We start from the raw sequence: 23,974 nt of genomic DNA on the forward strand, positions 1-23,974 counted from the left end.
GCCTGTTAAGTTTTGAATAGGCGCATGATAACTGCACACTCTGGGTTCATTTTGGGGTGTGTGGTTTAGTGTTGAATAGGGATAGTATATCCCGGAAAGTTTGAGAGACTACTAACGATGAACAACGTCCTTTTGGTCATTCATTTGTTGATTACTTTGTCCCTTATTGGTGTCGTCCTTGTGCAGAAGAGCGAAGGTGGTGCCCTTGGAATGGGAGGAAGCGGTTCCGGTGGTGGTTCAGGCGGCTTTGGTGGTTTCCTCACCGGGCAAAGCACTGCAAATCTGCTAACCCGTACCACAGCAATTTTGGCCACAGCTTTTATCGCTTCTAGTCTGCTGCTGACAATCCTTGCAGACACAGGGCGTACAACACGCTCTATCACAGATGATATTACTGTTCCTGCAATTCAAACCGAGACAGAGCAACCTGTTGCTCCGCCGGTTTCAGAATAAGTTTCGGATTATTTCCGTTACGTACTATCATTGACCGGGACCAACAGGGTCCCGGTTTTGTTGAAACTGAATTAAGTGACAACGAGTTTCATGACGCGCTTTATATTTATTACCGGTGGTGTGACTTCTTCTTTGGGGAAGGGGTTGACCTCCGCGGCTGTTGGTGCGCTGCTTCAGGCACGTGGCTACAAGGTCCGCCTACGTAAACTGGATCCTTACCTCAATGTTGATCCCGGCACGATGAGCCCCTATCAACATGGCGAAGTTTTTGTGACCGATGACGGTGCAGAAACTGATTTGGATCTTGGACACTACGAGCGCTATACGGGGGTCTCTGCCCGTAAAAGTGATAACGTAACAACCGGGAAAATCTATTCCGAGGTTTTGGCGAAAGAACGTCGTGGTGACTATCTAGGGGCGACTATTCAGGTTATCCCGCATATTACAAATGCAATTAAAGAGTTTGTAATGTCTGATCTGGGGGATGAAGATTTTATCCTTTGCGAGATCGGTGGAACTGTCGGAGATATCGAAGGGCTTCCTTTTCTGGAGGCAATTCGTCAGTTAGGAAATGAGTTAGGTCGTGAGCGCAGCCTGTTTATTCATTTGACACTTATTCCTTATCTGAAAGCTGCTGGCGAGTTAAAGACAAAACCAACGCAGCATTCTGTGAAAGAACTGCAATCTGTTGGTATTCAGCCGGATATGCTTTTGTGTCGCTGTGAGCAAGATATTCCGGAAGGAGCACTTCGCAAGATTGCCCAATTCTGTAATGTGCGCGAAACAGCCGTCATTCCGGCCCTTGATGTTGATACGATTTATGCCGTGCCTAGGGCATATCATGAACAGGGGTTGGACGAAGAGGTTTGCCGCCATTTTGGTATTGAGCCTAAAAAAGAACTCGACTTGTCTCGTTGGGATCAGGTGACACAAATTATCCGTGAACCCGATGGCGAAGTAACGATTGGTGTTGTCGGTAAATATACTTCTTTGTTGGACGCATATAAATCGCTTGCCGAGGCTTTGGTCCACGGTGGTATCGCCAATAACGTTAAAGTCAAAATTAACTGGCTGGATTCTCAGGTCTTTGAAAGTGAAGGAGCAATTGAGGCTCTCGAAAACGTTCATGGTATTCTTGTCCCGGGCGGTTTTGGAGAGCGTGGCTCTGAAGGAAAGATCGCAGCAGCTGGCTTTGCACGTAAAACAAATGTGCCCTATTTTGGTATTTGTTTTGGTATGCAGATGGCTGTTCTTGATGCCGCACGTAACCTTGCCGGCTTAACTAATGCCAGTTCATCCGAGTTTGGTCCCTGTGATGAACCTCTTGTGGGTATTATGACGGAGTGGGCGCGTGGTAATGAGCTTGAACAACGTTCTGACGGCAGTGATCTCGGCGGTACTATGCGTTTGGGAAGCTATCCTTGTACGCTTTCCGAAGGATCTAGAGTTCGTGAAGCCTATGGCACGGAGCTTATCGAAGAACGTCATCGTCATCGTTATGAAGTAAACATTAATTATCGCGAAAAACTCGAAGCTTCAGGTCTTAAGTTCTCTGGATTGTCACCGGATGGTAAACTTCCTGAAATTGTTGAGTTGGAAGATCACCCTTGGTTTATTGGTGTTCAGTTCCATCCTGAACTCAAATCCAGACCGTTTGATCCGCACCCGCTTTTCACTTCTTTTGTGAAAGCCGCGATAGAACAGTCTCGCCTGGTTTAAAATTTGGATTAAACGAATCAGGTGGTATAAATTTACAGGATAAAATAGGAAGTTACTTTTATGGCAGTGCATGCAGATCTTCAATCACGGCACGTGAAAGTTGGTAATGTTACTTTTGGTAATGATTTACCATTTGTATTGATTGCAGGTCCTTGCCAGATGGAAGGCAGAGCACATGCACTGGAAATGGCCGAAACGTTAACCAAGGCCTGTGAAAAGCTTTCTATCCCCCTGATCTACAAATCTTCTTTTGATAAAGCGAACCGTACCAGCCTTAGCTCTTCTCGCGGTATTGGTATGGAAGAAGCTTTGTCCGTTTTTGAGGAAATCAAATCCAAATTCGGATGTCCGGTTATTACCGATGTTCATGCTGCACATCAATGTGAGCCCGTTGCTCAGGTTGTTGATGTTTTACAAATTCCGGCCTTTTTGTGTCGCCAGACTGATTTGTTGGTTGCTGCCGCAAAAACAGGGCGGGCAATTAATGTCAAAAAAGGGCAGTTTCTGGCTCCTTGGGATATGGCAAACGTCTCGCAAAAAATTATCGAATCAGGCAATGACAAGGTAATGGTATGCGAACGCGGGGCATCTTTTGGATATAACACGCTGGTTTCAGATATGCGCTCTTTACCTATCATGGCAATGGGAACAGGGTGCCCTGTTGTGTTTGATGCAACGCATTCTGTCGCTCAGCCCGGTGGTCAGGGCGCGACCTCTGGCGGCCAGAGAGAGTTTATTTCTGTATTAGCGCGCGCAGCTGTGTCTGTTGGTGTTGCGGGGCTTTTTATGGAAACGCATCAGGATCCTGATAATGCCCCATGTGATGGGCCAAACATGATCCGCGTGCAAGAGCTTCCAGAGCTTCTTTCGCTTCTGGTCGAGCTCGACAAACTGGCAAAAGCACATCCTGTGTCTATTGCTTAACTATGATACCGAGGCCTGCCCCTCTCTGCGCCTCAACTTTCTTAACGGAGATAGAATAAAATGACGGCGATCATCGACATACAAGGTCGTGAGATCCTCGATTCTCGTGGCAACCCTACCGTAGAAGTTGACGTTCTTTTGGAAAGTGGCGCCTTTGGGCGTGCAGCTGTGCCATCCGGTGCTTCAACCGGGATTTATGAGGCTGTTGAGCTTCGCGATCAGGATAAGGGGCGTTATCTTGGTAAGGGTGTTTTAAAGGCGGTTGAATCTGTAAACGAAGAGCTTCTTGAAGCTCTGATTGGCCTGGATGCCGAAGACCAGCTTTTGATTGATCAGGTTATGATTGATCTAGATGGGACCGAGAACAAATCCCGTTTAGGCGCAAATGCTATTCTGGGCGTAAGCTTGGCTGTTGCAAAGGCTTCTGCCGAAGATGCCGGTTTGCCTTTATACCGTTATGTTGGTGGTTCTTTTGCGCGAACACTTCCGGTGCCGATGATGAATATTATCAATGGTGGTGCGCATGCTGACAATCCAATTGATATTCAGGAATTTATGGTTATGCCTGTTGGGGCATCGTCTGGTTCAGATGCTATTCGGATGGGGGCAGAGATTTTTCACTCATTGAAAAAATCACTGAGTGATGCTGGGCATAACACCAATGTTGGTGATGAGGGTGGTTTTGCGCCAAGTCTTGCGTCTACAGACGAAGCTTTGAACTTTATTACGAAAGCTGTTGGCAACGCAGGATACAATCTGGGTGATGACGTGATGTTGGCACTTGACTGTGCTTCTTCAGAATACTTTAAAGACGGTAAATATGAACTTGCTGGTGAAGGTAAGTCTCTGGGGGCGGACGAGATGGTTCGTTATCTAGAAGATCTTGTTAACCGCTATCCAATTCTTTCTATTGAAGATGGTATGGCCGAAGATGACTGGGATGGCTGGAAATCTTTGACACAGGCAATTGGGAATAAAGTACAGTTGGTTGGTGATGATCTTTTTGTGACGAACCCAAAACGCCTGCTTCGTGGTCTGGAAACAGATACAGCGAACTCTATTTTGATCAAAGTCAATCAGATCGGTACGCTTTCAGAAACGCTTGAGGCTGTCGATATGGCGCACAAAGCTGGCTATACAGCGGTTATGTCACATCGTTCCGGTGAAACGGAAGACAGCACTATTGCTGATTTGGCCGTGGCAACGAACTGTGGACAGATTAAAACAGGTTCTCTGTCCCGTTCTGACCGTATCGCTAAATACAACCAACTCATCCGTATCGAAGAAGAGTTGGGTTCAATGGCTCATTATGCTGGACGCAGTGTTTTGAGAAAATAATTAATATCCTTTGGGTATTGATATCTTAAAAGCAGCAGGGGCCTCGGAATTATCCGGACCCCTGTTTTTGTTTAAGTATCAGAATTAGTGGTGTTTGTGTTCCAGTGTGAATGAAAGTGTTGAGAAATACCCCTCTTCATCTGCGTGGGTTTTGTCTTTCAGTTCTTTGGTTGTTGAAACAGCAATAACGTTAAGTTCTTGATTTCTTATTGTAATAGACACTTCGCCTTTGTCATCAGTGATAAGTTTCGTTGCCGCCTCGTCATTGATGTAATCTGCTATAACTTTTAACCCCTTAGCAGGCTCATTATTCAGAAGAACCCGCAGAGCGAGCTTGTCTCCCTGTTCCATGGTATGTGGGTTTTGCAAGGGATAAATTTCTAATGGAAGACCGAAAGGTTTTTCTAAAGCTGTGGCACCTAGAGGAATATGGGTGGTATATTTAAAGTAATGCCCCGATGAGACGGGGTTTTCTACCTCTGATTTCTTTAGGTTATGCCACTTTCCTTTGGCATCTTTTGTCCAGTAACCATTATCAAAAGCTGCGGTTACAGCTTGTGTTTTCTGTGGGATTTTAAGCTTGATATAACTATCTGTTTCGCGTGTTTCTCCTTTGCTCACCTTGCCGTCTGATGTGTGTATTTGAACTGATTTCAATTTTTCTGCCTGATAGGCGTCATCTGATGCTCCGTGGCCATAGACAATTGATGGTTCTCCAAATCGATCAGTAATCCAGATACCATGGGCAAAACTAGCAGTTGGTAAAAGGGCAAATAATAGGGCGGGAAGAAGTTTTCTCATCGTAGTTAAATGTCTTTATTCTATGGATGTTAATGTGCTGGGGCCTGTTACGCCCAGTGATTGAAGCAATCCTTGTGTTGTGATTGCCAAGTTTCAGGAAGAAATTCATTTTCTTTAACCAAACAGTCGTTGAGACGCTCGGTTATTTCTTCCTTATTCATCTGAAAACCAATAAAAACGATCTCGTTCCTGCGATCTCCAAATGATGTGTCCCAGTTTTTCTTAATGTGTGCGATGAAATCTTGGTCATCTGGCCATCTGTTTTTTGGCACAGCAGACCACCATTTACCAATCAGTTCTGTGGTCGTGTATTTGCCTGCTTGTGACATTTCGCCGACTTGGTCTGGTCTGTTTGAAAGCCAGAAGTGGCCCTTTGACCTTAAAACACCAGACTGTTCCTGTTTAAAAAAGCCTGCAATTTTTTCTGGAATAAAAGGTTTTTTTGACCGATAAACGAAACTGTTAATGCCATACTCTTCGGTTTCGGGGACGTGGTTTTCGTACCCATAAAGTTCTTTTGCCCACAGAGGGTGTTCATGTGCTTTTGCAAAACTGAAACGCCTAGTGTTTATCAACTGTTCTAATGGAACTTGTGATTGCACGCTTTCAACCAAGGTTGCATCAGGGTTGAGTGCTTTGATTACTTGGCGGATTTCTGTAATCGTATCTTGAGATACGAGATCTGTTTTGTTCAGGATAATTGTATTTGAAAATTCTATTTGTTCTACAAGCAGGTTAACGAGAGATCGTTGGTCCTCTGGACCAAGAGCTTCACCTCTGTCCAAGAGTAAATCTGATGATGAATAATCACTCAGAATGTTACCGGCATCAATGACGGTAACCATGTTATCCAAAGTAGTGACATCTGAGAGACTAAACCCGTTTTCATCTCTAAATTCAAATGTTGTCGCGACGGGTAGGGGTTCTGAAATCCCTGATGATTCAATGATTAAATGATCAAAGTTTCCTGATGTAGCAAGTTTGGTAACTTCTCGGAGTAAATCTTCTCTTAAGGTGCAGCAGATGCAACCGTTTGTCATTTCGACTAGGTTTTCATCGGTTTGTGATAGAGACGCGTTTTTATATTGAAGTATATCGGAATCAATATTGATCTCGCTCATATCGTTAACGATAACAGCAACTCTTTCAAGGTCAGTGTTGTTTAGAATTTCGTTTAAGAGAGTTGTTTTGCCAGCCCCAAGAAAACCGGATAGGACCGTTACGTTTAGTTTGTTCATTGTTTCACCTCAAATCAGACGTTTAAATAATTGGTATGTTATAACATAACAATTGTCAATTTTATTTATTCCCTTATAAAAAGGTCATTAATGCTTTGTTTATTCCCAATAACTATTTTATCTGTTAGATTACCTTAGCTGCATGCAAAGAAAATTGATTTAGAGTAAATGTCTTTATTTAGAGAGATTCATAAACGATCCCGTGTCGTAATTCCGCAAGTATTGGGGGCGTCGCTGGTTGCTTATTTCGCGTATCACACAATTGAAGGTGATCGTGGGGTTTGGGCGTGGATCCATCTAACGCAGAATCTTCAAGCCAAACAAACCGAAATGCTCAATATTCAAGGTGATCGTCATGAGTTAGAGGCAAGGGTTGCTCTCTTGCGCCCTGACAACCTTGATCCTGACCTTTTGGAAGAGCGGGCAAGGGATGTGCTTAATTATGGCCGTGAAAACGAATATTTGGTTATCCGGCGACGTTAGGCGAATTAACTTAATATTGTGCAATGCAACATATTTTATTCGATTAACTTATTTTTAGTTAATTTACTGAAAACCTTTATAAATCAATAATATAAAATCTATTGTAATAAAATTACTTTTCCCTTATTTTAAGTGCGAGAAATAAACCCCCTTAGTGCGTAACACTAACCTGAACGGGAAACCTCGCATGGCGATTAAAAAAACGCCCACCAAACGGGCCCCTAAGAAACGGACAGCCTCTTCTGCGCTTCCATCCGATGTTAATAATAAAGTGATCCTTGATTTTTATCGTGAAATGCTGTTGATCCGCCGTTTCGAAGAAAAAGCCGGACAATTGTACGGCATGGGTCTTATCGGCGGATTTTGCCACCTTTATATTGGGCAGGAAGCTGTCGTTGTTGGTATCCAGTCTATATTAGAAGATCGGGATACGATCCTGACATCTTATCGCGATCACGGACACATGCTTGTTTGCGGAATGGACCCGGATGGTGTGATGGCTGAGCTTACCGGGCGTATCGGTGGATATTCCAAAGGTAAAGGCGGTTCCATGCACATGTTCAGCGAAGAAAAAGGCTTCTACGGTGGACATGGTATTGTGGGCGCGCAAGTTCCAATTGGAACAGGTATTGCCTTTGCTCATAAGTATCTGGAAGAAAATGCTGTAAACGTCGCCTATCTGGGGGATGGTGCGTTGAATCAGGGGCAGGTTTACGAGTCATTCAACATGGCTTCTTTGTGGAATCTACCAGTTGTTTATGTCATTGAAAACAATCGCTATGGCATGGGTACATCAACAGAACGCTCTTCTGCGAACAGTACTGAACTTTACCAACGTGGCAGTGCCTATGGAATTCCAGGTATGCAGGTCGACGGTATGGACGTTATCGCGGTGCGCGAAGCGGCAAAAACTGCTGTAGAACATGCGCGAAGTGGCAAGGGACCTTATATCATGGAGATGATGACCTATCGTTATCGAGGTCATTCCATGTCTGACCCGGCAAAATACCGTTCCAAAGAAGAAGTTCAGAAGGTGCGTGAAGAACGTGATCCGATTGAACGTCTGCGTGCGGTTATGGTGAAAAAGAATGTGATTGACGAAGCGGGCATGAAGCAAATCGATAAAGATGTTAAAGCGATTGTTTCCAAGTCGGCTGAATTTGCACAGTCTAGCCCCGAACCAGATCCTTCTGAACTTTACACCGATGTGTACGCTGACGCGTAAGCTGTCCGTCATTCCGGAGAAAAATATGCCAATAGAAATTCTTATGCCTGCGCTTTCCCCCACAATGACAGAGGGGAAACTTGCGCGTTGGATGAAAAACGAAGGCGACAGCGTATCATCAGGTGATATTCTGGCCGAAATCGAAACAGATAAAGCGACAATGGAAGTTGAAGCCGTTGATGACGGTGTTCTTGGGAAGATCCTCGTTGCAGGTGATACCGATAATGTTGCTGTGAATATGCCGATCGCTTTACTTCTTGAAGATGGCGAGAGCGACGCGGATCTCAACAACTACTCTGCAAGTGCTCCAGCAGCACCAGTGGTGGAACCTGTTGCAGAAACAGTTCCTTCTGCGTCTGTTGCTGTTGCCGCACCGGAAGTTGTTGCTATTGCTCCTGAGAGTGAGTGGGATGGTCCAGTTGTTAGTACGACTGTTCGTGAAGCTCTGCGTGACGCGATGGCCGAAGAAATGCGCCGAAATGAAAAGGTTTTCTTGATGGGGGAAGAAGTTGCCCAATATCAAGGTGCTTATAAAATCAGTCAGGGGCTTCTTGATGAATTTGGAGCCAAGCGTGTTATTGATACGCCAATCACAGAACATGGTTTTGCTGGTTTGGGGGTTGGTGCTGCGTTTTACGGCCTGAACCCGATCGTTGAATTCATGACCTTTAACTTTGCGATGCAGGCGATTGACCATATCATCAACTCTGCAGCAAAAACACGCTACATGTCTGGTGGTCAGGTTAGCAGCCCGATTGTTTTCCGCGGACCTAACGGTGCTGCATCCCGTGTAGGTGCTCAGCATTCGCAATGTTATGCAAGCTGGTATGCTCATTGTCCGGGATTGAAAGTTGTGTCGCCTTATTCAGCAGCTGATGCCAAAGGGTTGCTTAAGTCTGCTATCCGCGATCCAAATCCGGTGATCTTCCTTGAAAATGAGCTTCTGTATGGACAGAGTTTTGATGTACCGGATACGGATGATTGGACTGTGCCAATCGGCAAAGCCAAAGTTGTTCGTCCGGGGACAGATGTTACCATAGTAACTTTCTCTATTATGGTTGGAAAAGCTTTGGAAGCCGCAGAAGAGTTGGCTAAAGAAGGTATTTCTGCTGAAGTTATCGATTTGAGAACTATTCGCCCATTGGATACGGAAACTATTCTTAATTCTGTGCGTAAGACTAATCGCTTGGTAACGGTTGAAGAGGGTTGGGCTTTCTCTGGCGTTGGATCTGAAATTTCAGCAATGGTTATGGAACAGGTGTTTGATTATCTGGACGCTCCTGTTCAGCGTGTTGCCGGGGTCGATGTTCCGTTGCCTTATGCCGCGAACCTTGAACAGCTAGCGCTACCACAGAGTTCTCACATTATTACTTCGGCCAAAGAAGTCTGCTATCGCTCATAAGCAGAGCAGGAGAGAAATACGATGCCTATAAATATTCTTATGCCCGCCCTGTCTCCTACGATGACAGAAGGTACACTGGCTCGTTGGCTGGTGAATGAAGGTGATACTGTTAATTCCGGCGATGTTCTTGCGGAAATTGAAACAGATAAAGCAACAATGGAAGTCGAAGCGGTTGATGAGGGGACAATTGCCAAGATTCTCATACCCGGCGGAACCGAGGGTGTAGCTGTTAATCAGACGATTGCTGTATTGCTGGAAGAAGACGAAGATGCAAGTGCGTTGGATGCGGCTGTTCCAGTGGCTCCGGCCCCTGTGGCTACTCAAACTCCTGTTGCTGAAACTCCGGTGTCGGCAGCTCCGGTTGTAGCGCCTGCACCAGCTGCACCAGTAGCTGCTAGTGGCAATCGTGTTTTTGCCAGTCCGCTTGCAAGAAGAATGGCTTCTCAGGAAGATCTGGATCTTGCTGCGATTAGTGGTACAGGCCCGCATGGTCGTATTGTAAAGGCTGATATCTTGTCCGCTCTGGAACAGGGAATTGGCAAAGCGGGGGCTCCCGCTGCAACATCTGCTGTGGCTCCAGCTAAGACTGTGCCTGTTGCATCGGGACCAAATGCACGCGAACTCGCGGATATGCTTGGTATGGAATACGATCTGGAACCATTGAGTTCCATGCGTCGCGTGATTGCAAACAGGCTTACTGAGTCCAAACAAACTGTCCCACATTTCTACCTTTCCGTTGATTGTGAAATGGACAAGTTGCTGGCATTCCGCAAAGAGTTGAATGCAAGCGGCGATGTGAAGATTTCAGTGAATGACTTTGTTATTCGCGCTGCCGCTTTAGCTTTGAAAAAGGTACCTGCTGCAAATGCATCATTCAGTGATGATGGCATTCTCAGTTACAAAAACGCAGATATCTCTGTGGCTGTCGCAACACCCACAGGTTTGATTACGCCAATCATCAAAGCTGCTCAAAACAAAGGCCTTGGTGTTATTTCTGAAGAAATGAAAGATCTGGCTGGACGTGCACGTGACGGAAAACTGAAACCTGAAGAATATCAGGGGGGAACTTTCTCTATCTCTAACCTTGGTATGTTTGGTATTAGGGATTTCTCTGCAATTATTAATCCGCCACAAGGGTGCATTCTTGCTGTTGGTGCTGGTGAGCAGCGCCCCGTTGTCAAGAATGGTGCTTTGGCGATTGCGACGGTGATGACCTGTACGCTATCTGTTGATCACCGTGTCGTTGATGGTGCTGTTGGTGCAGAGTACATGGCCGCGTTCAAGGCCCTGATCCAAGAACCTCTCTCCATGCTTCTCTAGGAGAATGAAACTATGAGTGATACTAACTTTGACGTTATCGTTCTCGGCGGTGGTCCTGGTGGTTATGTGACGGCAATCCGTTCTGCGCAACTTGGTTTGAAAACGGCTGTGGTTGAAAAGGATCATCTTGGCGGGATTTGCCTGAACTGGGGATGTATTCCGACGAAGGCGTTACTGCGTTCTGCAGAAATTTACCGTAACATGAAGCATGCGGAAGATTATGGTTTGTCCGCGTCAAACGTCGGTTTTGATCTGCAGAAAATTGTTGAACGTTCCAAAGGTGTTTCCAAACAGCTTAATGGTGGTGTTGGCCATCTTTTAAAGAAAAACAAGGTAGCTGTTTTTGACGGTACCGGTACTTTAACGGCTGCTGGCAAAATGACCGTTGAGGGTAAGGATAAGAAAAAAACGGCTTTGACAGCCAAAAATATTATCATTGCCACGGGTGCTCGTGCTCGAACTCTTCCGGGATTAGAGCCTGATGGCAAACTGGTTTGGACTTATCGCGAAGCTTTGCGTCCTGATACAATGCCAAAATCATTGCTGGTTGTCGGTTCAGGCGCTATTGGTATCGAGTTTGCTGATTTCTACAGTACACTCGGTGCTGATGTTACTGTGGTTGAAATTTTCGACAAGATCTTGCCTGTAGAAGATGATGAGATTTCAAAACTGGCTCAAAAGCAGTTAGGCAAACATGGTTTGAAGTTCCGCACTGGAACCAAGGTCAGTAAGCTGGATAAAAAATCCAATCAGGTTACAGCGACGCTTGAGAAAAATGGAAAGACCGAGCAAATCACCGTAGATCGTGTAATTTCTGCAGTTGGTGTTGTTGGTAATATCGAAAACCTCGGTTTGGAAGCTCTTGGTATCAAAACTGATCGTGGTTGCATCGTAACGGATGAATTTTCACGGACCAATGTCCCCGGTGTTTTTGCTATCGGAGATGTCGCAGGTCCACCAATGCTTGCACACAAGGCTGAACACGAAGGTGTTGTTTGCATCGAAAAGATTGCGGGTTTATCTGCGCATCCAATTGATAAATCCAAGATTCCTGGGTGTACCTATTGCCATCCGCAGATTGCATCCGTTGGTTTGAACGAACAGACCGCCAAGGCAGAAGGCCGTGACGTGAAAATTGGTCGCTTCCCCTTTGCCGGTAACGGCAAGGCCATTGCGCTTGGTGAAGCTGATGGCCTGATCAAAACAATCTTTGATGCAAAAACCGGTGAATTGCTTGGGGCGCATATGATTGGCGCAGAAGTTACTGAACTCATTCAGGGATTTGTTGTGGCGATGGGACTTGAGACAACGGAAGAAGAGTTAATGCATACTGTCTTCCCGCACCCAACTCTATCCGAAATGATGCATGAATCTGTTCTGGATGCTTATGGTCGGGCAATTCACTTCTAGGTGTGATTTTGCCGCAGGCAATCTTAGTGCTTGAGATTTTGTTGTAATTCCATATGTATTGCAGCATGTAACAGGAGGGCGTTTTTTGCCTTCCTGTTGGTAACGGCGTGTAAACCTCTTCCATTGTAGGATTGGTTCACGAAATGGTCGGAGTTAGTTGATGACAGAAACCATGGTTTCAGAACAAACAACATCCCAGCTCGAGGGAAAAGAACGCGCAGAGCGTATTATTTCCTCAAAGGATGACCGTGCGAAGATGCGGCACCCTGAAAAGGCCAAACGTCCCGACTCTCCTATCCAGCGAAAACCATCCTGGATAAGAGTAAAAGCTCCGGTATCCAAAGGGTATCAAGAAACACGAAAGCTAATGCGTGATAACAATCTTCATACTGTGTGTGAAGAAGCCGCGTGCCCGAACATTGGCGAGTGTTGGTCCAAAAAACACGCCACGATGATGATCATGGGTGGAATTTGTACCCGTGCCTGTTCGTTTTGTAATATTGCAACCGGTAAGCCTAATCCATTAAGTCCCCTTGAGCCTTATAGCGTTGCAGCTGCGGTTGCGAAGCTTCAGTTGCGCCATGTGGTGATTACATCGGTGGATCGAGATGATCTGGATGATGGTGGCGCGGAGCATTTCTCAAAGGTGATTGCAGCAACACGTAAAGATGCGCCGGATACAACGATTGAAATTTTGACACCTGATTTCAGGCATAAAGATGGTGCGTTGGAAGTTGTCGTAAAGGCAAAACCAGATGTGTTTAACCACAATCTGGAAACTGTTCCACGTCTGTATACGACCGTACGTCCCGGCGCTCGCTATTATCACAGTTTGAAAATTCTGGATCGTGCCAAAGAACTTGATCCAACGCTTTTTACAAAATCTGGCCTGATGGTTGGGTTGGGTGAAAGTAAAGACGAAGTGCTTCAGGTTATGGATGATATGCGTTCGGCTGATATAGACTTTCTGACAATCGGCCAATATCTACAGCCAACACCTAAACATCATCCTGTTGATCGCTTTGTCGATCCGGAAGAATTCAAATTTTATGAAAAGATGGCCTATAACAAAGGGTTTTTGCATGTTGCATCAACACCTTTGACCCGATCATCCTATCATGCTGATGAAGATTTCCAGGAATTGAGAAAAGCCAGAGAAGAAAAGCTGTCTCGTTCTTGATTTTGGACATTAGAAATGCCCGTTCACGCTGAAAAAAAAGTACTGAAATTTAAACCAGAGCAAGTTTTCGAAATGGTGGCCGATGTTGAGTGCTATCCAGATTTCTTGCCCTGGTGCGTGGGCGCGAGAATAAAACGCCGGCAGGACATAACGATATTTGCTGATTTGATCATTGGTTTTAAGATGATCAGAGAGAAGTTTACCAGTCGAGTTGATCTTCATCGGGAACAATTACGCATTGACGTTGCTTATGTTGATGGCCCTTTTAAATACCTGACTAATACATGGATCTTTGAAGAGCACCCCGAAGGTTGCTTGGTAGATTTTCATGTAGATTTTGAATTCAAATCAAAAATGTTGCAAATGATCATGGAACCATTTTTCCATGAAGCTGTCAGGCGTATGGTCCAAGCCTTTGAAACCAGAGCTGCTAGTTTGTATGAGCCATATGATGGCGAAGACCTAGCATCTGCTTGAAAAAGCTAGGGTATCAGATAGCTCTGATATCAAAGTGACTGCACTCTCATTTTTTAAATAATGAACTTTAATTTGCGTTTAATTTGCTCCGGGAAGAGATACGCCTTGAGAAAGTGCGTAATAAAGTGCTGTTGTCATAAACATGTTAAATCCGGAGTGTAGGATAATTGCAGGCCAAAGAGATTGGCTTTTATAAACAATCACTGAAAAGGCTATGCCTGCAACCGTAAGAGCCGGAATTAAAGCGGGGATGCCGTGTGTTGACCCAAAAAGAAACGAACTGATCAAGATCGCAAGATATTTTCCGAGCTTTTTGTCAAGCCATCCCAGAATAACACCCCTGAACACGATTTCTTCTGCAAAGGGGGCAATAATGCCTGTCGCAATCATTGTGAGTATATAAGCATCCCACTTAAATCCTTGGGGTGCTAGCATTTCAAGCTGGGGATTAACAAAATCCGTACTTATGAGCTGTGTGACGGTAGAGTTTACAATGCCAACAATAACAACCAACGGCAGAGTCAGGAGAGCGGCGCGATAATACCAGCTTGTAGTTGTTGGGACTAATCCCAAGTTTTGCCAATTCAAATTGTATTTTTTTAACAGAAAATATCGAATAATAATCAGAATAAGTAAATTCTGTATAAAAACCAAAAGGATCAGTGGGAATGAAACTGATGCACCATTTTCGGCTGTTGAGAAAAAGGCAGATAAAAAGTACGCAATGCCTCTAATGGCGATCAAAAATACAATAAATGCCAAGACAAGCTGGCTAAGTGGAATGTCTGTGAGAGAGGGCGCACGAATTGTTGAAGATGCTTGCGAGGTAGTGTGCTTGTTCATAAAAGCCTGTTTTTTAAAAATGAAAGCGCAGCATGGACGGTTTGTTGTCGAATAGATGCACGATCTCCATCAAAGCGGTAACTTTGATAAAGTGTTCGGTCATTTTCCAGTGCCGTACCAATGTAAACAGTTCCAACAGGCTTTTGAGACGTGCCGCCACCTGGGCCAGCGATGCCTGTAACAGAAACTGTTAATTGAGCATTAGAGAACTTCATGGCACCTTCGGCCATTGATGATGCTACCGGTGAACTGACAGCGCCGTGCATGGATATTTGCTCTATGCGGACGCCGAGCATTTCGTGTTTGGCTTCGTTTGAGTAGGTGACAAAACCTCTATCTACAACATCTGATGATCCTGCAATTTCTGTTAAGGCGCCTGCGATTAACCCTCCGGTACAGGATTCAGCTGTGGCGATTTGAAGGTCCTTGGTGCGACAGAGTTCCAGGACTTCTGTTGCAAGTGTATTAATTTCAACAGTTAAGGACATGCAGGCCTCCTAGAAGTGATGCAATAGCTCACTAGTATAGGGGAGAAATTCATAAAGAAGGTAAAATGTTATTAAGGCGTATAATCCGGCGACCATATCATCAGACATAATGCCGAGGCCGCCTTTGATATTTTGGTCTAACCAGTTTGCCGGGAAAACTTTGACGATGTCGAAAAAGCGAAAGATCAGGAAGCTGATCAGAAAAAGAACTGGGTTCAGAGGAACAAAAGCGAGGGCAAGCCACTGGCCTGCTACTTCGTCAATGACAACAGCCCCGGGATCTTCTTTGCCAAGCGCAGTTGAATACTGACCACTTGCCCATATCCCAACGCCATATGCAACAAGCGAGGCAACGATCAAGCCAAGAGAGCCTGTGTAACTTGAAATAGCCCAGGCAAAGGGAAGTGCTGCTAGTGATCCCCAGGTGCCCGGAGCAAATTTAATAAGCCCGGAACCAAACCATGTCGAGACGAGGGAGACAGGGTGAAAAAATGAGAGTTTCTTTTGAGACATATTCAAGTCTTTGCGCTGTTGTTCTGTCTTGCTTGTTTAGTCGATTGAAGGAAGTTGAATTGTCGCAACGGCCTGGGCTGCAATGCCTTCTTCTCGACCAGTAAATCCAAGTTTTTCAGAGGTGGTTGCCTTTATGCTGACGCGGTTCGGGGCAATGTCCAGAATTTCAGCCATCTTTGCAACCATCAGCTCTCTGTTTGGACCTATTTTAGGTTTTTCACAAACAAGTGTTACATCGACATGTATGATTTTACCCTGCCTTGCAAGAACCCGGTCACGCGCGAAAATCAGAAACCGGTTTGACAAGGCACCCTTCCATTGCGGATCACTAGGGGGGAAGTGAGTTCCGATGTCACCTTCGCAAAGTGCACCCAGTATGGCATCGGTAAGTGCGTGCAGGCCCACATCGGCGTCGGAGTGCCCTTTGAGTTTTTTTGTATGGGGAATATCAACCCCGCAAAGGGTGACATGATCACCTTTTTCAAAGCAGTGGACATCGTATCCAAAGCCAGTTCTGCTTTCCATTTTTAACTCTTTAATTTGCTTGTTATTGGCGATCATGGATGCTTGAACCAAATCTTCCGGGGTTGTAATTTTAAAGTTCTCTTTACCGGATGTTACAATAGATATCTGATGTCCGCATGCTTCTGCAACTGATGCATCGTCTGTGTAATCTGAAAGGTCTTCTGCGGAGAGATGTGCATCACGTATTATATCAAAGGGAAATGCTTGGGGTGTTTGTGCATGCCAAAGCCCATTCCGATCGATATTATTCAGGATAGTGTTGTTTGTAACTTGTTTAAGACTGTCTACGACTGGAGAAGCGGCGATGGCTGCCTTTCCTGTGATGCTAGCATTAATGAGGTCTGTGATGACCTTGTGCTCGGTAAAGGGGCGTGCAGCATCATGTACAAGAACAACATTGGGGTAAATGCTTTCTAAAGCCTGTAAACCGTTTAAAACTGATTCCTGACGTGTTGCGCCGCCATATGCTATATGGACCTTGTCGACAAAATCACTACATGCACGCTGAAAAAGTTCTATGTCATCTGCGTGAATGACAACAAGTACACCGTCGATATTCGGGTGTTTGAAAAAATTATCGAGTGTCAAAGCAAGAATACTGGTATCACCTAACTTGAGATACTGTTTGGGGAGGTCAGTTCCTATACGGCTGCCTCTGCCTGCGGCGACAACTATTGCCCAGGTACCGGACATAGGCATATTCTCCTGATTTCGATTCTTGCCAATTTAGGCTAATTTACAGTAATAACAAATTGATATGTAACAAAGGCTAATCAGATGTCTAGTAAGAAGGTGAGATTATGACCGTTTTTTGGGGAATGCTTGCCCTTGTTCTGATGTTGCCAGCAATGTTAATGCCCTGGATGTCAAAAACAGACGGTTCACCCCTTCTTATGAGGGGGGCTTTATTTCTCGCCCTGATTGGGGCTAGTTTTACCACAATGATTCATCTCATGGGGCATTGGGATGGCGGTGTGAGTATTTCTCTCTGGATTACGATATCGTTCAGTCTATTACTGTTCTTGTGTTTCTCCTTACTTGTTAAGGAGTTTGAAAAGCTCTCTTTGCTTCTTGTGCCATACCTTTTTGTGCTCGGTTTTTTTGCCGTCATATGGGGAGGACAATCGGCTGCTGCCAATCCTATTGATCGTATGGACAATTGGTTGGTGCTGCATATTCTTGCGTCGATCCTGACTTATGCACTTTGTACACTTGCCGCTATTTCAGCTGTGTCGGTACAGTTGAGGGAGCGGGCTTTAAAGTTAAAAAAAATTGAAAGCCCTTTTTTGGTAAAACTGCCTTCTGTTTATGATTCAGATCGTTTTCAGGTGAGTTTATTGACGATGGCCGAGGTGGTTCTTGGTTTGGGAATTCTGACGGGAATTGCCAAGCAGTATTCAGTCTCTGGTTATTATTTGGATCTCGATCATAAGTCGCTTCTTGCACTTCTTGCTTTTGTCGTGATTGCAGTTCTTCTGTTGCTGCACAAATTTATTGGTATCCGAGGACAGAATGCAGTTCGTTTTGTCCTGGCTGTTTACTTATTACTGACTCTTGCCTATCCCGGTGTGAAATTTGTGACAGATATTTTGTTAGTTTGATAGGCCATATTTGTTTTTGGTTTTTGCACATTCCTCTTCGCATGAGCAGAGAAACACTGTATAAACAGTTTTTCTTATCTGCCTAAAACTTAGGCGATTGTGAATGGTGCACAACGAATGAGCATTTCAATTGGTCCTGTTGAAATTGAGGACCCGGTTCTTTTAGCCCCTATGTCCGGGGTCACAGATATGCCTTATCGACGTTTGGTAAAGCGGTACGGTGCTGGGCTGGTAATTTCAGAAATGATCGCCAGCAAGGCAATGCTGCAAGAGAGTAGGGAATCTCTCAAGTTAAGTACAAATTGTGCTGAAGAATTCCCTATGGCTGTGCAGCTGGCAGGCTGTGATCCAAGTATTATGGCCGAAGCAGCAAAGATGAATGTTGATCGTGGCGCAGCAATTATTGATATTAATTTTGGGTGTCCGGTTAAAAAGATTGTTTCCAAGTATGCCGGGTCGGCACTTATGAAGGATGAAGTGCTCGCCGAAGATATTATGGATGCGACAGTTAAAGCTGTGGATGTACCGGTTACCGTTAAAATGCGGTTAGGTTGGGACGACACCAATCGTAACGCGCCCGAGTTGGCGAAACGTGCAGAGAATGTTGGTATTCAAATGATTACTGTTCATGGGCGCACAAGAAACCAGATGTATAAAGGTGAGGCAGATTGGGAAGCTGTGAGGGCCGTAAAAGAGGCTGTGAAGGTACCCGTTATCATTAATGGAGATATCTTGACCCCGGAAGATGCAAAAGAGGCTATGAATGTTTCTGGTGCGGACGGTGTGATGATTGGTCGTGGGTGCTATGGCAAGCCATGGCTTTTACGAGAAGTCAGCCAGTATCTAAGAGATGGAACTCATGTGAGTGATCCGGAGCTAAAAGAGGTTTTTGAACTTATTTGTGAACATTATGAGGCGATGTTGTCTCATTATGGTGTTCGTAAAGGAGTTGCTATCGCACGAAAGCATTTGGCCTGGTACTGTAAAGGATTGCCTGACTCTGCTGCTTTTCGAGCGGAAATTAACAAAGTCAATGAGCCTGATGTGGTGATCAAAATGTTAGGGGAGTATTTTCAGCCTTACATTGATAAAGCCGCATGACACAAACATTTATGAATAGCGATATATTAGATAAAGCGCCGAGCAGGCCTGATACTCAGGCAGATCAAGAACTTCTCTTGTCTTTTAATATATTGAACTCTTTAACTGATCCAGTTTTTGTTGTTGGGTCAGACAAGACAATCGCGTTTGTTAATCAAGCTGCTGAACAGTTCTTGCAATCTAGTAAGATTGTTTTGCTTGGTAGTCATTTAAGTACTTATTTTTCTGATGACTCTCAGATTATTCATTTGATTGAACAAACACAAAAAGAAGAAAGTTCCCTTGCAGAGTATGGGGTGCGATTGGAAACACCACGAATTGGTACGCATCTGGTGACGGTTGTTATTTCACCAATGCATGATAATTCTGGCTTTAGTGTCGTTACACTCCAGCAACAATCAATTGCTCGCAAAATTGACCACCAACTTGTTCACCGTAACGCTGCACGCTCAATTACTGCCATGGGGGCCATGCTTGCGCACGAAGTGAAAAATCCTCTGTCTGGCATCAGGGGGGCCGCTCAGTTGCTGGAATTAAGTGCAGGCGAAGATGACCGACAATTAACCAAGCTGATTTGTGATGAAGCTGATCGCATCGTGACTTTGGTTGATCGTATCGAAATGTTCTCTGATACACGCCCCATGGAACGAGATGCTGTGAACATTCACGAGATTCTGGCCCACGTAAGGCTTCTTGCTGAAACAGGGTTTGGTCAGAATGTAAAATTTGCTGAGAAATATGATCCTTCGCTTCCGGAAGTTTATGGTAACAGAGATCTTCTTATACAAGCTTTTCTCAACCTTATTAAGAATGCTGTTGAAGCTCTTGGGAAAGAAGGCGGAGAAGTCACCTTGTCAACAAGCTATCAGCAAGGGGTGAGAATGCGTTTACAAGGGGGGGAAGACCGAATGGATCTCCCCTTATTGGTGACTATCGAAGATAGTGGGCCAGGTATTCCAGATGATTTGCATGAACATCTTTTTGATCCCTTCGTTTCTACAAAAGCCGGAGGGAAGGGGCTTGGGTTGGCGCTGGTTTCAAAAGTTGTTGAAGAACATGGTGGTGTAATTGAATTAGAAAGCGTGCCACGTGCCACCAAATTTTCCATTAGCTTACCATTAGTGCCAAAAGATTTCCGAAATATAAAACAGGCACAACCTGATAATGAATTAAGGGATCCTGCATGAGTGATGCGACAATCTTGATTGCTGACGATGATCAGGCGATAAGAACTGTTCTGACACACGCATTGGGTCGGGAGGGGTATCGGGTGCAAGCAGCCAGTAGCGCGGCATCACTATGGCAGTGGGTTGCCAAGGGCGAAGGCGATCTTGTCATTACTGATGTTGTGATGCCGGATGAAAATGGACTGGACCTTATTCCGCGGATCAAAAAGATCAGGCCTGATCTGCGTATCATTGTCATGTCTGCACAGAACACTTTGCTAACGGCAGTGAAAGCAACAGAGCGTGGAGCATTTGAATATCTCCCAAAGCCTTTTGATCTCAAAGAGTTATCTGTAACTGTTAAACGTGCTCTTTCAGAGCCAATTGATGTTGTTGATGAAGAAGGTGATGATCAGGAAGATCAGCTGCCCCTTATCGGTCGTTCTGTGGCTATGCAGGAAATTTACCGTGTCATGGCGCGATTAATGGCCACTGATTTGACGGTTATGGTCACAGGTGAATCAGGAACAGGCAAAGAGCTTATATCTCGCGCGCTTCATGATTATGGGAAAAGGAAAAGTGGTCCTTTTGTTGCTGTTAATATGGCGGCCATTCCCAAGGAACTTATTGAGAGTGAGCTTTTTGGGCATGAAAAGGGGGCTTTTACGGGGGCAACGGCACGGTATTCTGGACGCTTTGAACAAGCCGCTGGCGGGACTTTGTTTCTTGATGAAATTGGCGACATGCCACTGGAAGCGCAAACAAGGCTTTTGCGGGTTTTACAGGAAAATGAATTCACGACAGTTGGTGGACGTGTACCGATAAAAGCTGATGTCCGCATTATCACAGCTACGCATAGAGATCTTGCGCAAATGGTCGAGCAGGGGAACTTCAGGGAAGATTTATATTACCGACTAAGTGTGGTGCCGCTGAGATTACCACCACTCAGAGAACGGGCTGAAGATATCCCGGAACTCGTGTCGCACTTTCTGAGATTATGTGAGCAAGAAGGTTTACCGGGTAAGGTCATTGACCAAGGGGCAATGGCGTCTTTAAGAGGCAATTATTGGCCGGGTAATATCCGTGAATTGGAGAATGTGGTCAGGCGGTTGACGGTTCTTTACAGCCAGGATGTGATTTCACAGGATATTGTCGAGCACGAACTTAGTTTGATTTCAAAAGGGGCGAGTGTCGAGGAAGGTAACGTTAATTTACCCGTTGCACCTGCGTTAAATGAATCTCTCGGTGAAGCAGTTGAACGACATTTGAGTGAGTACTTTGCTGCCCATTTCCCCGATCTGCCAGCGACAGGACTTTACGATAGAATTTTAAAAGAAATTGAAAAACCCTTAATAGAATTATCACTTGCTTCTACAAATGGGAATCAAATTCAAGCATCTAAGTTACTTGGAATGAATAGAAATACCTTAAGAAAGAAGATTAAAGAGTTGGAAGTATCTGTGATCAAGGGCAGTAGATAAATGGTTGAAGAGATCCAAAATAATCTGGCCTCTGAGCCTCTTGACAATGACAGAGTATCCGAAAGTAGCGGTTTCTGGATAAAGGCATCTCTTTGGGCAAAGCGGGTAGGGCTGGAGAGAAAGCTTGCTATAATCCTCTTCATTGCAACGAGTATTAGCGGCATTACAACTTTTTCTGCCCTTTCCGGTGATTTGTCGCAAGCGAATGATCCGCAGTTGATTCTTTTGCTTCTAACTACCGATTTTATCCTGTTGATGGCGTTGTTAGCGATTGTTGTCAGGCGGCTTGTTCTTTTATGGCTGGAAAGAAAGCGTGGACTTGCCGGTGCAAAGCTTCATTCAAGATTGGTTGGCCTTTTTAGTCTTGTGGCTGTTACGCCAACTATCATTGTTGCTGTGGTTTCTGTTGGTTTTTTTGAGTTTGGTTTACAGGGCTGGTTCAACGAAAAAGTGAGTACTGCTGTGAAAGAATCACACGCAGTTGCTGAAGCTTATCTAAACGAACATCAGCAAGGGATTGTCGCCGATGCTTTATCAGTTTCGTCTGATTTGGGGCAATCGTTAAATCTACTGATACAGAATGAAGAGCAGCTTGATGCTTTTTTAACTGAACGCGCTAACCGTTTGAATTTAACCGAGGCTGTGGTTTTTGATCAATCAGGACAGGTTCAAGGAAAGGCTGCTTTTAGTTTTCTTCTTAATTTTGCTCCAGAAATACCTGATTTTGCTATTAAAAATGCGATTAATGGTGAGGTTATTATTCTTTCAACAGAGGATAATGGCCGGGTTCGGGCACTTGTTTATCTCGGTGGTTTTGACGGATCGTTTCTGATTGTTGGACGCCCGATTGACCCCAACATTTTAAAACATATTGAACGCGCGAAAAGTGCGGTTGCCCTTTATACTGATCTTGAGGGGCAGCGCTCTGGATTTGTGCTTACTTTCGCAATGATTTTTGCAATTGTTGCGCTGATGATTCTTTTGGCATCTGTGTGGGTTGGGCTTGCGTTTTCTAATAACCTTACAGGACCGATCGGGAACTTGATTGCCGCAGCCGAAAAAGTGCGTGAAGGCGATCTGGAAACTCGGGTCATTTCGAATAAATCCGAAGATGAAATCGGTCGGTTGTCTCGTACTTTTAACTTAATGACGGGTGAATTGCAGCGTCAACAACAAGAGTTGATGAGTACCAATGCACAGCTCGATGAACGCACAAGGTTTATTGAGGCTGTTTTGGGTGGCGTGACTGCTGGCGTAATTGGTTTGAATGCAAAAGGGGAAATAACGCTTCCCAATAGATCCGCATCGGCATTCTTTGTAGAGCAGTTTGCTGATCTTCGTGGTAGGCATATATCTGTTGTTATGCCAGAAGTTGCTGAATTTGTTGAGGAAGCGAAATCCAGACCTTTGCGCCCCGTTGAAAAACACATTCCCTACACGCAAGAAAATGGTGTGCAGCGAACATTGCTGTTACGGACTGTTGCAGAACTTGGGGATGATTTTGAAATTATTGGATTTGTTATCACTTTTGATGATATTACCGAGTTGGTTTCTGCTCAACGTAAAGCAGCGTGGTCAGACGTCGCCAGACGCATTGCTCACGAGATTAAAAACCCTCTTACGCCAATTCAATTATCAGCAGAACGTTTAAAGCGGAAGTATCTGAAGGAAATTGGAAGTGATACTAAAACATTTGAACTTTGCATTGATACCATTATCCGACATGTGACCGATATTGGTACAATGGTAAACGAGTTTTCTTCGTTTGCTCGGATGCCTGTTCCAAAGATGAAAGAAACAGACCTGAATAAGCTTATCAAGGAGGCTGTTTTTCTTCAAGACACTGCTCAGCAAGGGATTAAATTTGAAACAATAGTTCCTGACGAGAATGTTTTAATGTCTTGTGATACCGAGCAAATTAACAGAGTACTGACAAACTTATTGTTGAATGCAGGGGAATCTATTGAAGGGAAACTGGAAGAGGGGCGTGATGATAAAGCGGCACATATCAAGGTCGTTCTCGAAAGATCAGATGCTGAAGTTTCTATCTCTATTCAAGATACAGGCAAGGGGTTGCCTGCTGGTGATCGTGAAAAGTTAACGGAGCCATATGTGACAAATAGAGAGAAGGGGACAGGGTTAGGTCTCGCGATTGTGAAGAAAATAATGGAAGATCATGGTGGCTCTCTTGTCCTCGAAGATAATTTGGATCAAACTGGAAAAATAATTGGTGCACAAGCGCACTTGGTATTCCCGATTGCAAGTTAAATAGAATATTATAACGTA

22 protein-coding genes are annotated in these 23,974 nt (G+C 44.8%); 16 read left to right on the forward strand and 6 right to left on the reverse strand.

All coding sequences use genetic code 11. The features are described from left to right. Positions 1-117: 117 nt before the first annotated feature. The 4 genes from secG to eno all read left to right on the forward strand — a co-directional run bounded on the left by secG (position 118) and on the right by eno (position 4,434). Positions 118-453, forward strand: coding sequence for a preprotein translocase subunit SecG (gene secG / locus D9A03_RS07490; protein ID WP_120496580.1), 336 nt, complete (start codon positions 118-120; stop codon positions 451-453). A gap of 90 nt (positions 454-543) precedes the next feature. Beyond that, positions 544-2,172 carry a CTP synthase gene (locus D9A03_RS07495; protein WP_120496581.1) on the forward strand — a complete coding sequence of 543 codons (1,629 nt, stop codon included), beginning with the start codon at positions 544-546 and terminating at the stop codon, positions 2,170-2,172. 60 nt (positions 2,173-2,232) lie between these two features. Beyond that, complete coding sequence (kdsA, locus tag D9A03_RS07500; protein ID WP_120496582.1) at positions 2,233-3,096, forward strand: 3-deoxy-8-phosphooctulonate synthase; 864 nt, start codon at positions 2,233-2,235, stop codon at positions 3,094-3,096. A 60-nt stretch (positions 3,097-3,156) separates the two neighbouring features. After that, entirely contained in the window at positions 3,157-4,434 is a 1,278-nt protein-coding gene (gene eno / locus D9A03_RS07505; RefSeq protein ID WP_120496583.1) for a phosphopyruvate hydratase, read from the forward strand. An 84-nt stretch (positions 4,435-4,518) separates the two neighbouring features. Here eno and D9A03_RS07510 read toward each other — a convergent pair whose 3' ends face one another. Together D9A03_RS07510 and D9A03_RS07515 are read right to left on the reverse strand one after the other, a co-directional pair. Further along, the gene (locus tag D9A03_RS07510) at positions 4,519-5,235 is read right to left on the reverse strand and encodes a DUF4198 domain-containing protein (RefSeq protein ID WP_120496584.1); all 717 of its coding nucleotides are present in this window, start codon (positions 5,233-5,235) and stop codon (positions 4,519-4,521) included. 47 nt (positions 5,236-5,282) lie between these two features. Next, positions 5,283-6,473, reverse strand: a complete 1,191-nt coding sequence (locus tag D9A03_RS07515) for a GTP-binding protein (protein ID WP_120496585.1) — start codon at positions 6,471-6,473, stop codon at positions 5,283-5,285. 168 nt (positions 6,474-6,641) lie between these two features. Between D9A03_RS07515 and D9A03_RS07520 the strand changes: the two genes are divergently transcribed. The 7 genes from D9A03_RS07520 to D9A03_RS07550 all read left to right on the forward strand — a co-directional run bounded on the left by D9A03_RS07520 (position 6,642) and on the right by D9A03_RS07550 (position 13,970). Then, complete coding sequence (locus D9A03_RS07520) at positions 6,642-6,956, forward strand: septum formation initiator family protein (protein ID WP_120496586.1); 315 nt, start codon at positions 6,642-6,644, stop codon at positions 6,954-6,956. 187 nt (positions 6,957-7,143) lie between these two features. Beyond that, positions 7,144-8,181, forward strand: a complete 1,038-nt coding sequence (gene pdhA, locus D9A03_RS07525; RefSeq protein WP_174233638.1) for a pyruvate dehydrogenase (acetyl-transferring) E1 component subunit alpha — start codon at positions 7,144-7,146, stop codon at positions 8,179-8,181. Positions 8,182-8,206: 25 nt separating this feature from the next. Beyond that, positions 8,207-9,583, forward strand: coding sequence for a pyruvate dehydrogenase complex E1 component subunit beta (locus tag D9A03_RS07530; protein WP_120496587.1), 1,377 nt, complete (start codon positions 8,207-8,209; stop codon positions 9,581-9,583). A gap of 21 nt (positions 9,584-9,604) precedes the next feature. Continuing rightward, a complete protein-coding gene (locus D9A03_RS07535) occupies positions 9,605-10,903 on the forward strand; it encodes a pyruvate dehydrogenase complex dihydrolipoamide acetyltransferase (protein ID WP_120496588.1) in 1,299 nt (432 codons plus the stop codon). A gap of 12 nt (positions 10,904-10,915) precedes the next feature. After that, entirely contained in the window at positions 10,916-12,313 is a 1,398-nt protein-coding gene (gene lpdA / locus D9A03_RS07540) for a dihydrolipoyl dehydrogenase (RefSeq protein ID WP_120496589.1), read from the forward strand. Positions 12,314-12,473: 160 nt separating this feature from the next. After that, positions 12,474-13,493 carry a lipoyl synthase gene (lipA, locus tag D9A03_RS07545; protein WP_120496590.1) on the forward strand — a complete coding sequence of 340 codons (1,020 nt, stop codon included), beginning with the start codon at positions 12,474-12,476 and terminating at the stop codon, positions 13,491-13,493. Positions 13,494-13,508: 15 nt separating this feature from the next. After that, positions 13,509-13,970: a type II toxin-antitoxin system RatA family toxin gene (locus D9A03_RS07550; RefSeq protein ID WP_120496591.1), complete on the forward strand. Its 462-nt coding sequence runs from the start codon at positions 13,509-13,511 to the stop codon at positions 13,968-13,970. A gap of 78 nt (positions 13,971-14,048) precedes the next feature. Here D9A03_RS07550 and D9A03_RS07555 read toward each other — a convergent pair whose 3' ends face one another. The 4 genes from D9A03_RS07555 to D9A03_RS07570 are packed head-to-tail and all read right to left on the reverse strand — an operon-like array spanning position 14,049 to position 17,032. Next, a complete protein-coding gene (locus D9A03_RS07555; protein ID WP_120496592.1) occupies positions 14,049-14,813 on the reverse strand; it encodes a CPBP family intramembrane glutamic endopeptidase in 765 nt (254 codons plus the stop codon). Further along, positions 14,810-15,301, reverse strand: coding sequence for a CinA family protein (locus tag D9A03_RS07560; RefSeq protein ID WP_120496593.1), 492 nt, complete (start codon positions 15,299-15,301; stop codon positions 14,810-14,812). The genes D9A03_RS07555 and D9A03_RS07560 overlap by 4 nt, the downstream gene beginning before the upstream one ends. A gap of 9 nt (positions 15,302-15,310) precedes the next feature. After that, the gene (locus tag D9A03_RS07565) at positions 15,311-15,814 is read right to left on the reverse strand and encodes a phosphatidylglycerophosphatase A (RefSeq protein WP_120496594.1); all 504 of its coding nucleotides are present in this window, start codon (positions 15,812-15,814) and stop codon (positions 15,311-15,313) included. Between the two features lie 36 nt (positions 15,815-15,850). Further along, positions 15,851-17,032 (reverse strand): bifunctional 2-C-methyl-D-erythritol 4-phosphate cytidylyltransferase/2-C-methyl-D-erythritol 2,4-cyclodiphosphate synthase, encoded by a 1,182-nt coding sequence (locus D9A03_RS07570; protein WP_120496595.1) that lies wholly within the window; start codon positions 17,030-17,032, stop codon positions 15,851-15,853. 107 nt (positions 17,033-17,139) lie between these two features. Between D9A03_RS07570 and ccsA the strand changes: the two genes are divergently transcribed. From ccsA to D9A03_RS07595, 5 genes are all read left to right on the forward strand, one after another. Beyond that, entirely contained in the window at positions 17,140-17,940 is an 801-nt protein-coding gene (gene ccsA / locus D9A03_RS07575) for a cytochrome c biogenesis protein CcsA (protein WP_120496596.1), read from the forward strand. A 117-nt stretch (positions 17,941-18,057) separates the two neighbouring features. After that, positions 18,058-19,041: a tRNA dihydrouridine synthase DusB gene (dusB, locus tag D9A03_RS07580; protein ID WP_120496597.1), complete on the forward strand. Its 984-nt coding sequence runs from the start codon at positions 18,058-18,060 to the stop codon at positions 19,039-19,041. After that, entirely contained in the window at positions 19,038-20,228 is a 1,191-nt protein-coding gene (locus tag D9A03_RS07585) for a nitrogen regulation protein NR(II) (RefSeq protein WP_120496598.1), read from the forward strand. Before dusB ends, D9A03_RS07585 begins: the two co-directional genes overlap by 4 nt. After that, on the forward strand, positions 20,225-21,688 hold the full coding sequence (gene ntrC / locus D9A03_RS07590) for a nitrogen regulation protein NR(I) (protein ID WP_120496599.1): 1,464 nt from the start codon (positions 20,225-20,227) through the stop codon (positions 21,686-21,688). Before D9A03_RS07585 ends, ntrC begins: the two co-directional genes overlap by 4 nt. Next, positions 21,689-23,956 (forward strand): PAS domain-containing sensor histidine kinase, encoded by a 2,268-nt coding sequence (locus tag D9A03_RS07595; protein WP_120496600.1) that lies wholly within the window; start codon positions 21,689-21,691, stop codon positions 23,954-23,956. Positions 23,957-23,974 lie beyond the last annotated feature (18 nt).

This window comes from Kiloniella sp. EL199, assembly GCF_900313065.1.
Lineage (GTDB): Bacteria > Pseudomonadota > Alphaproteobacteria > Kiloniellales > Kiloniellaceae > Kiloniella.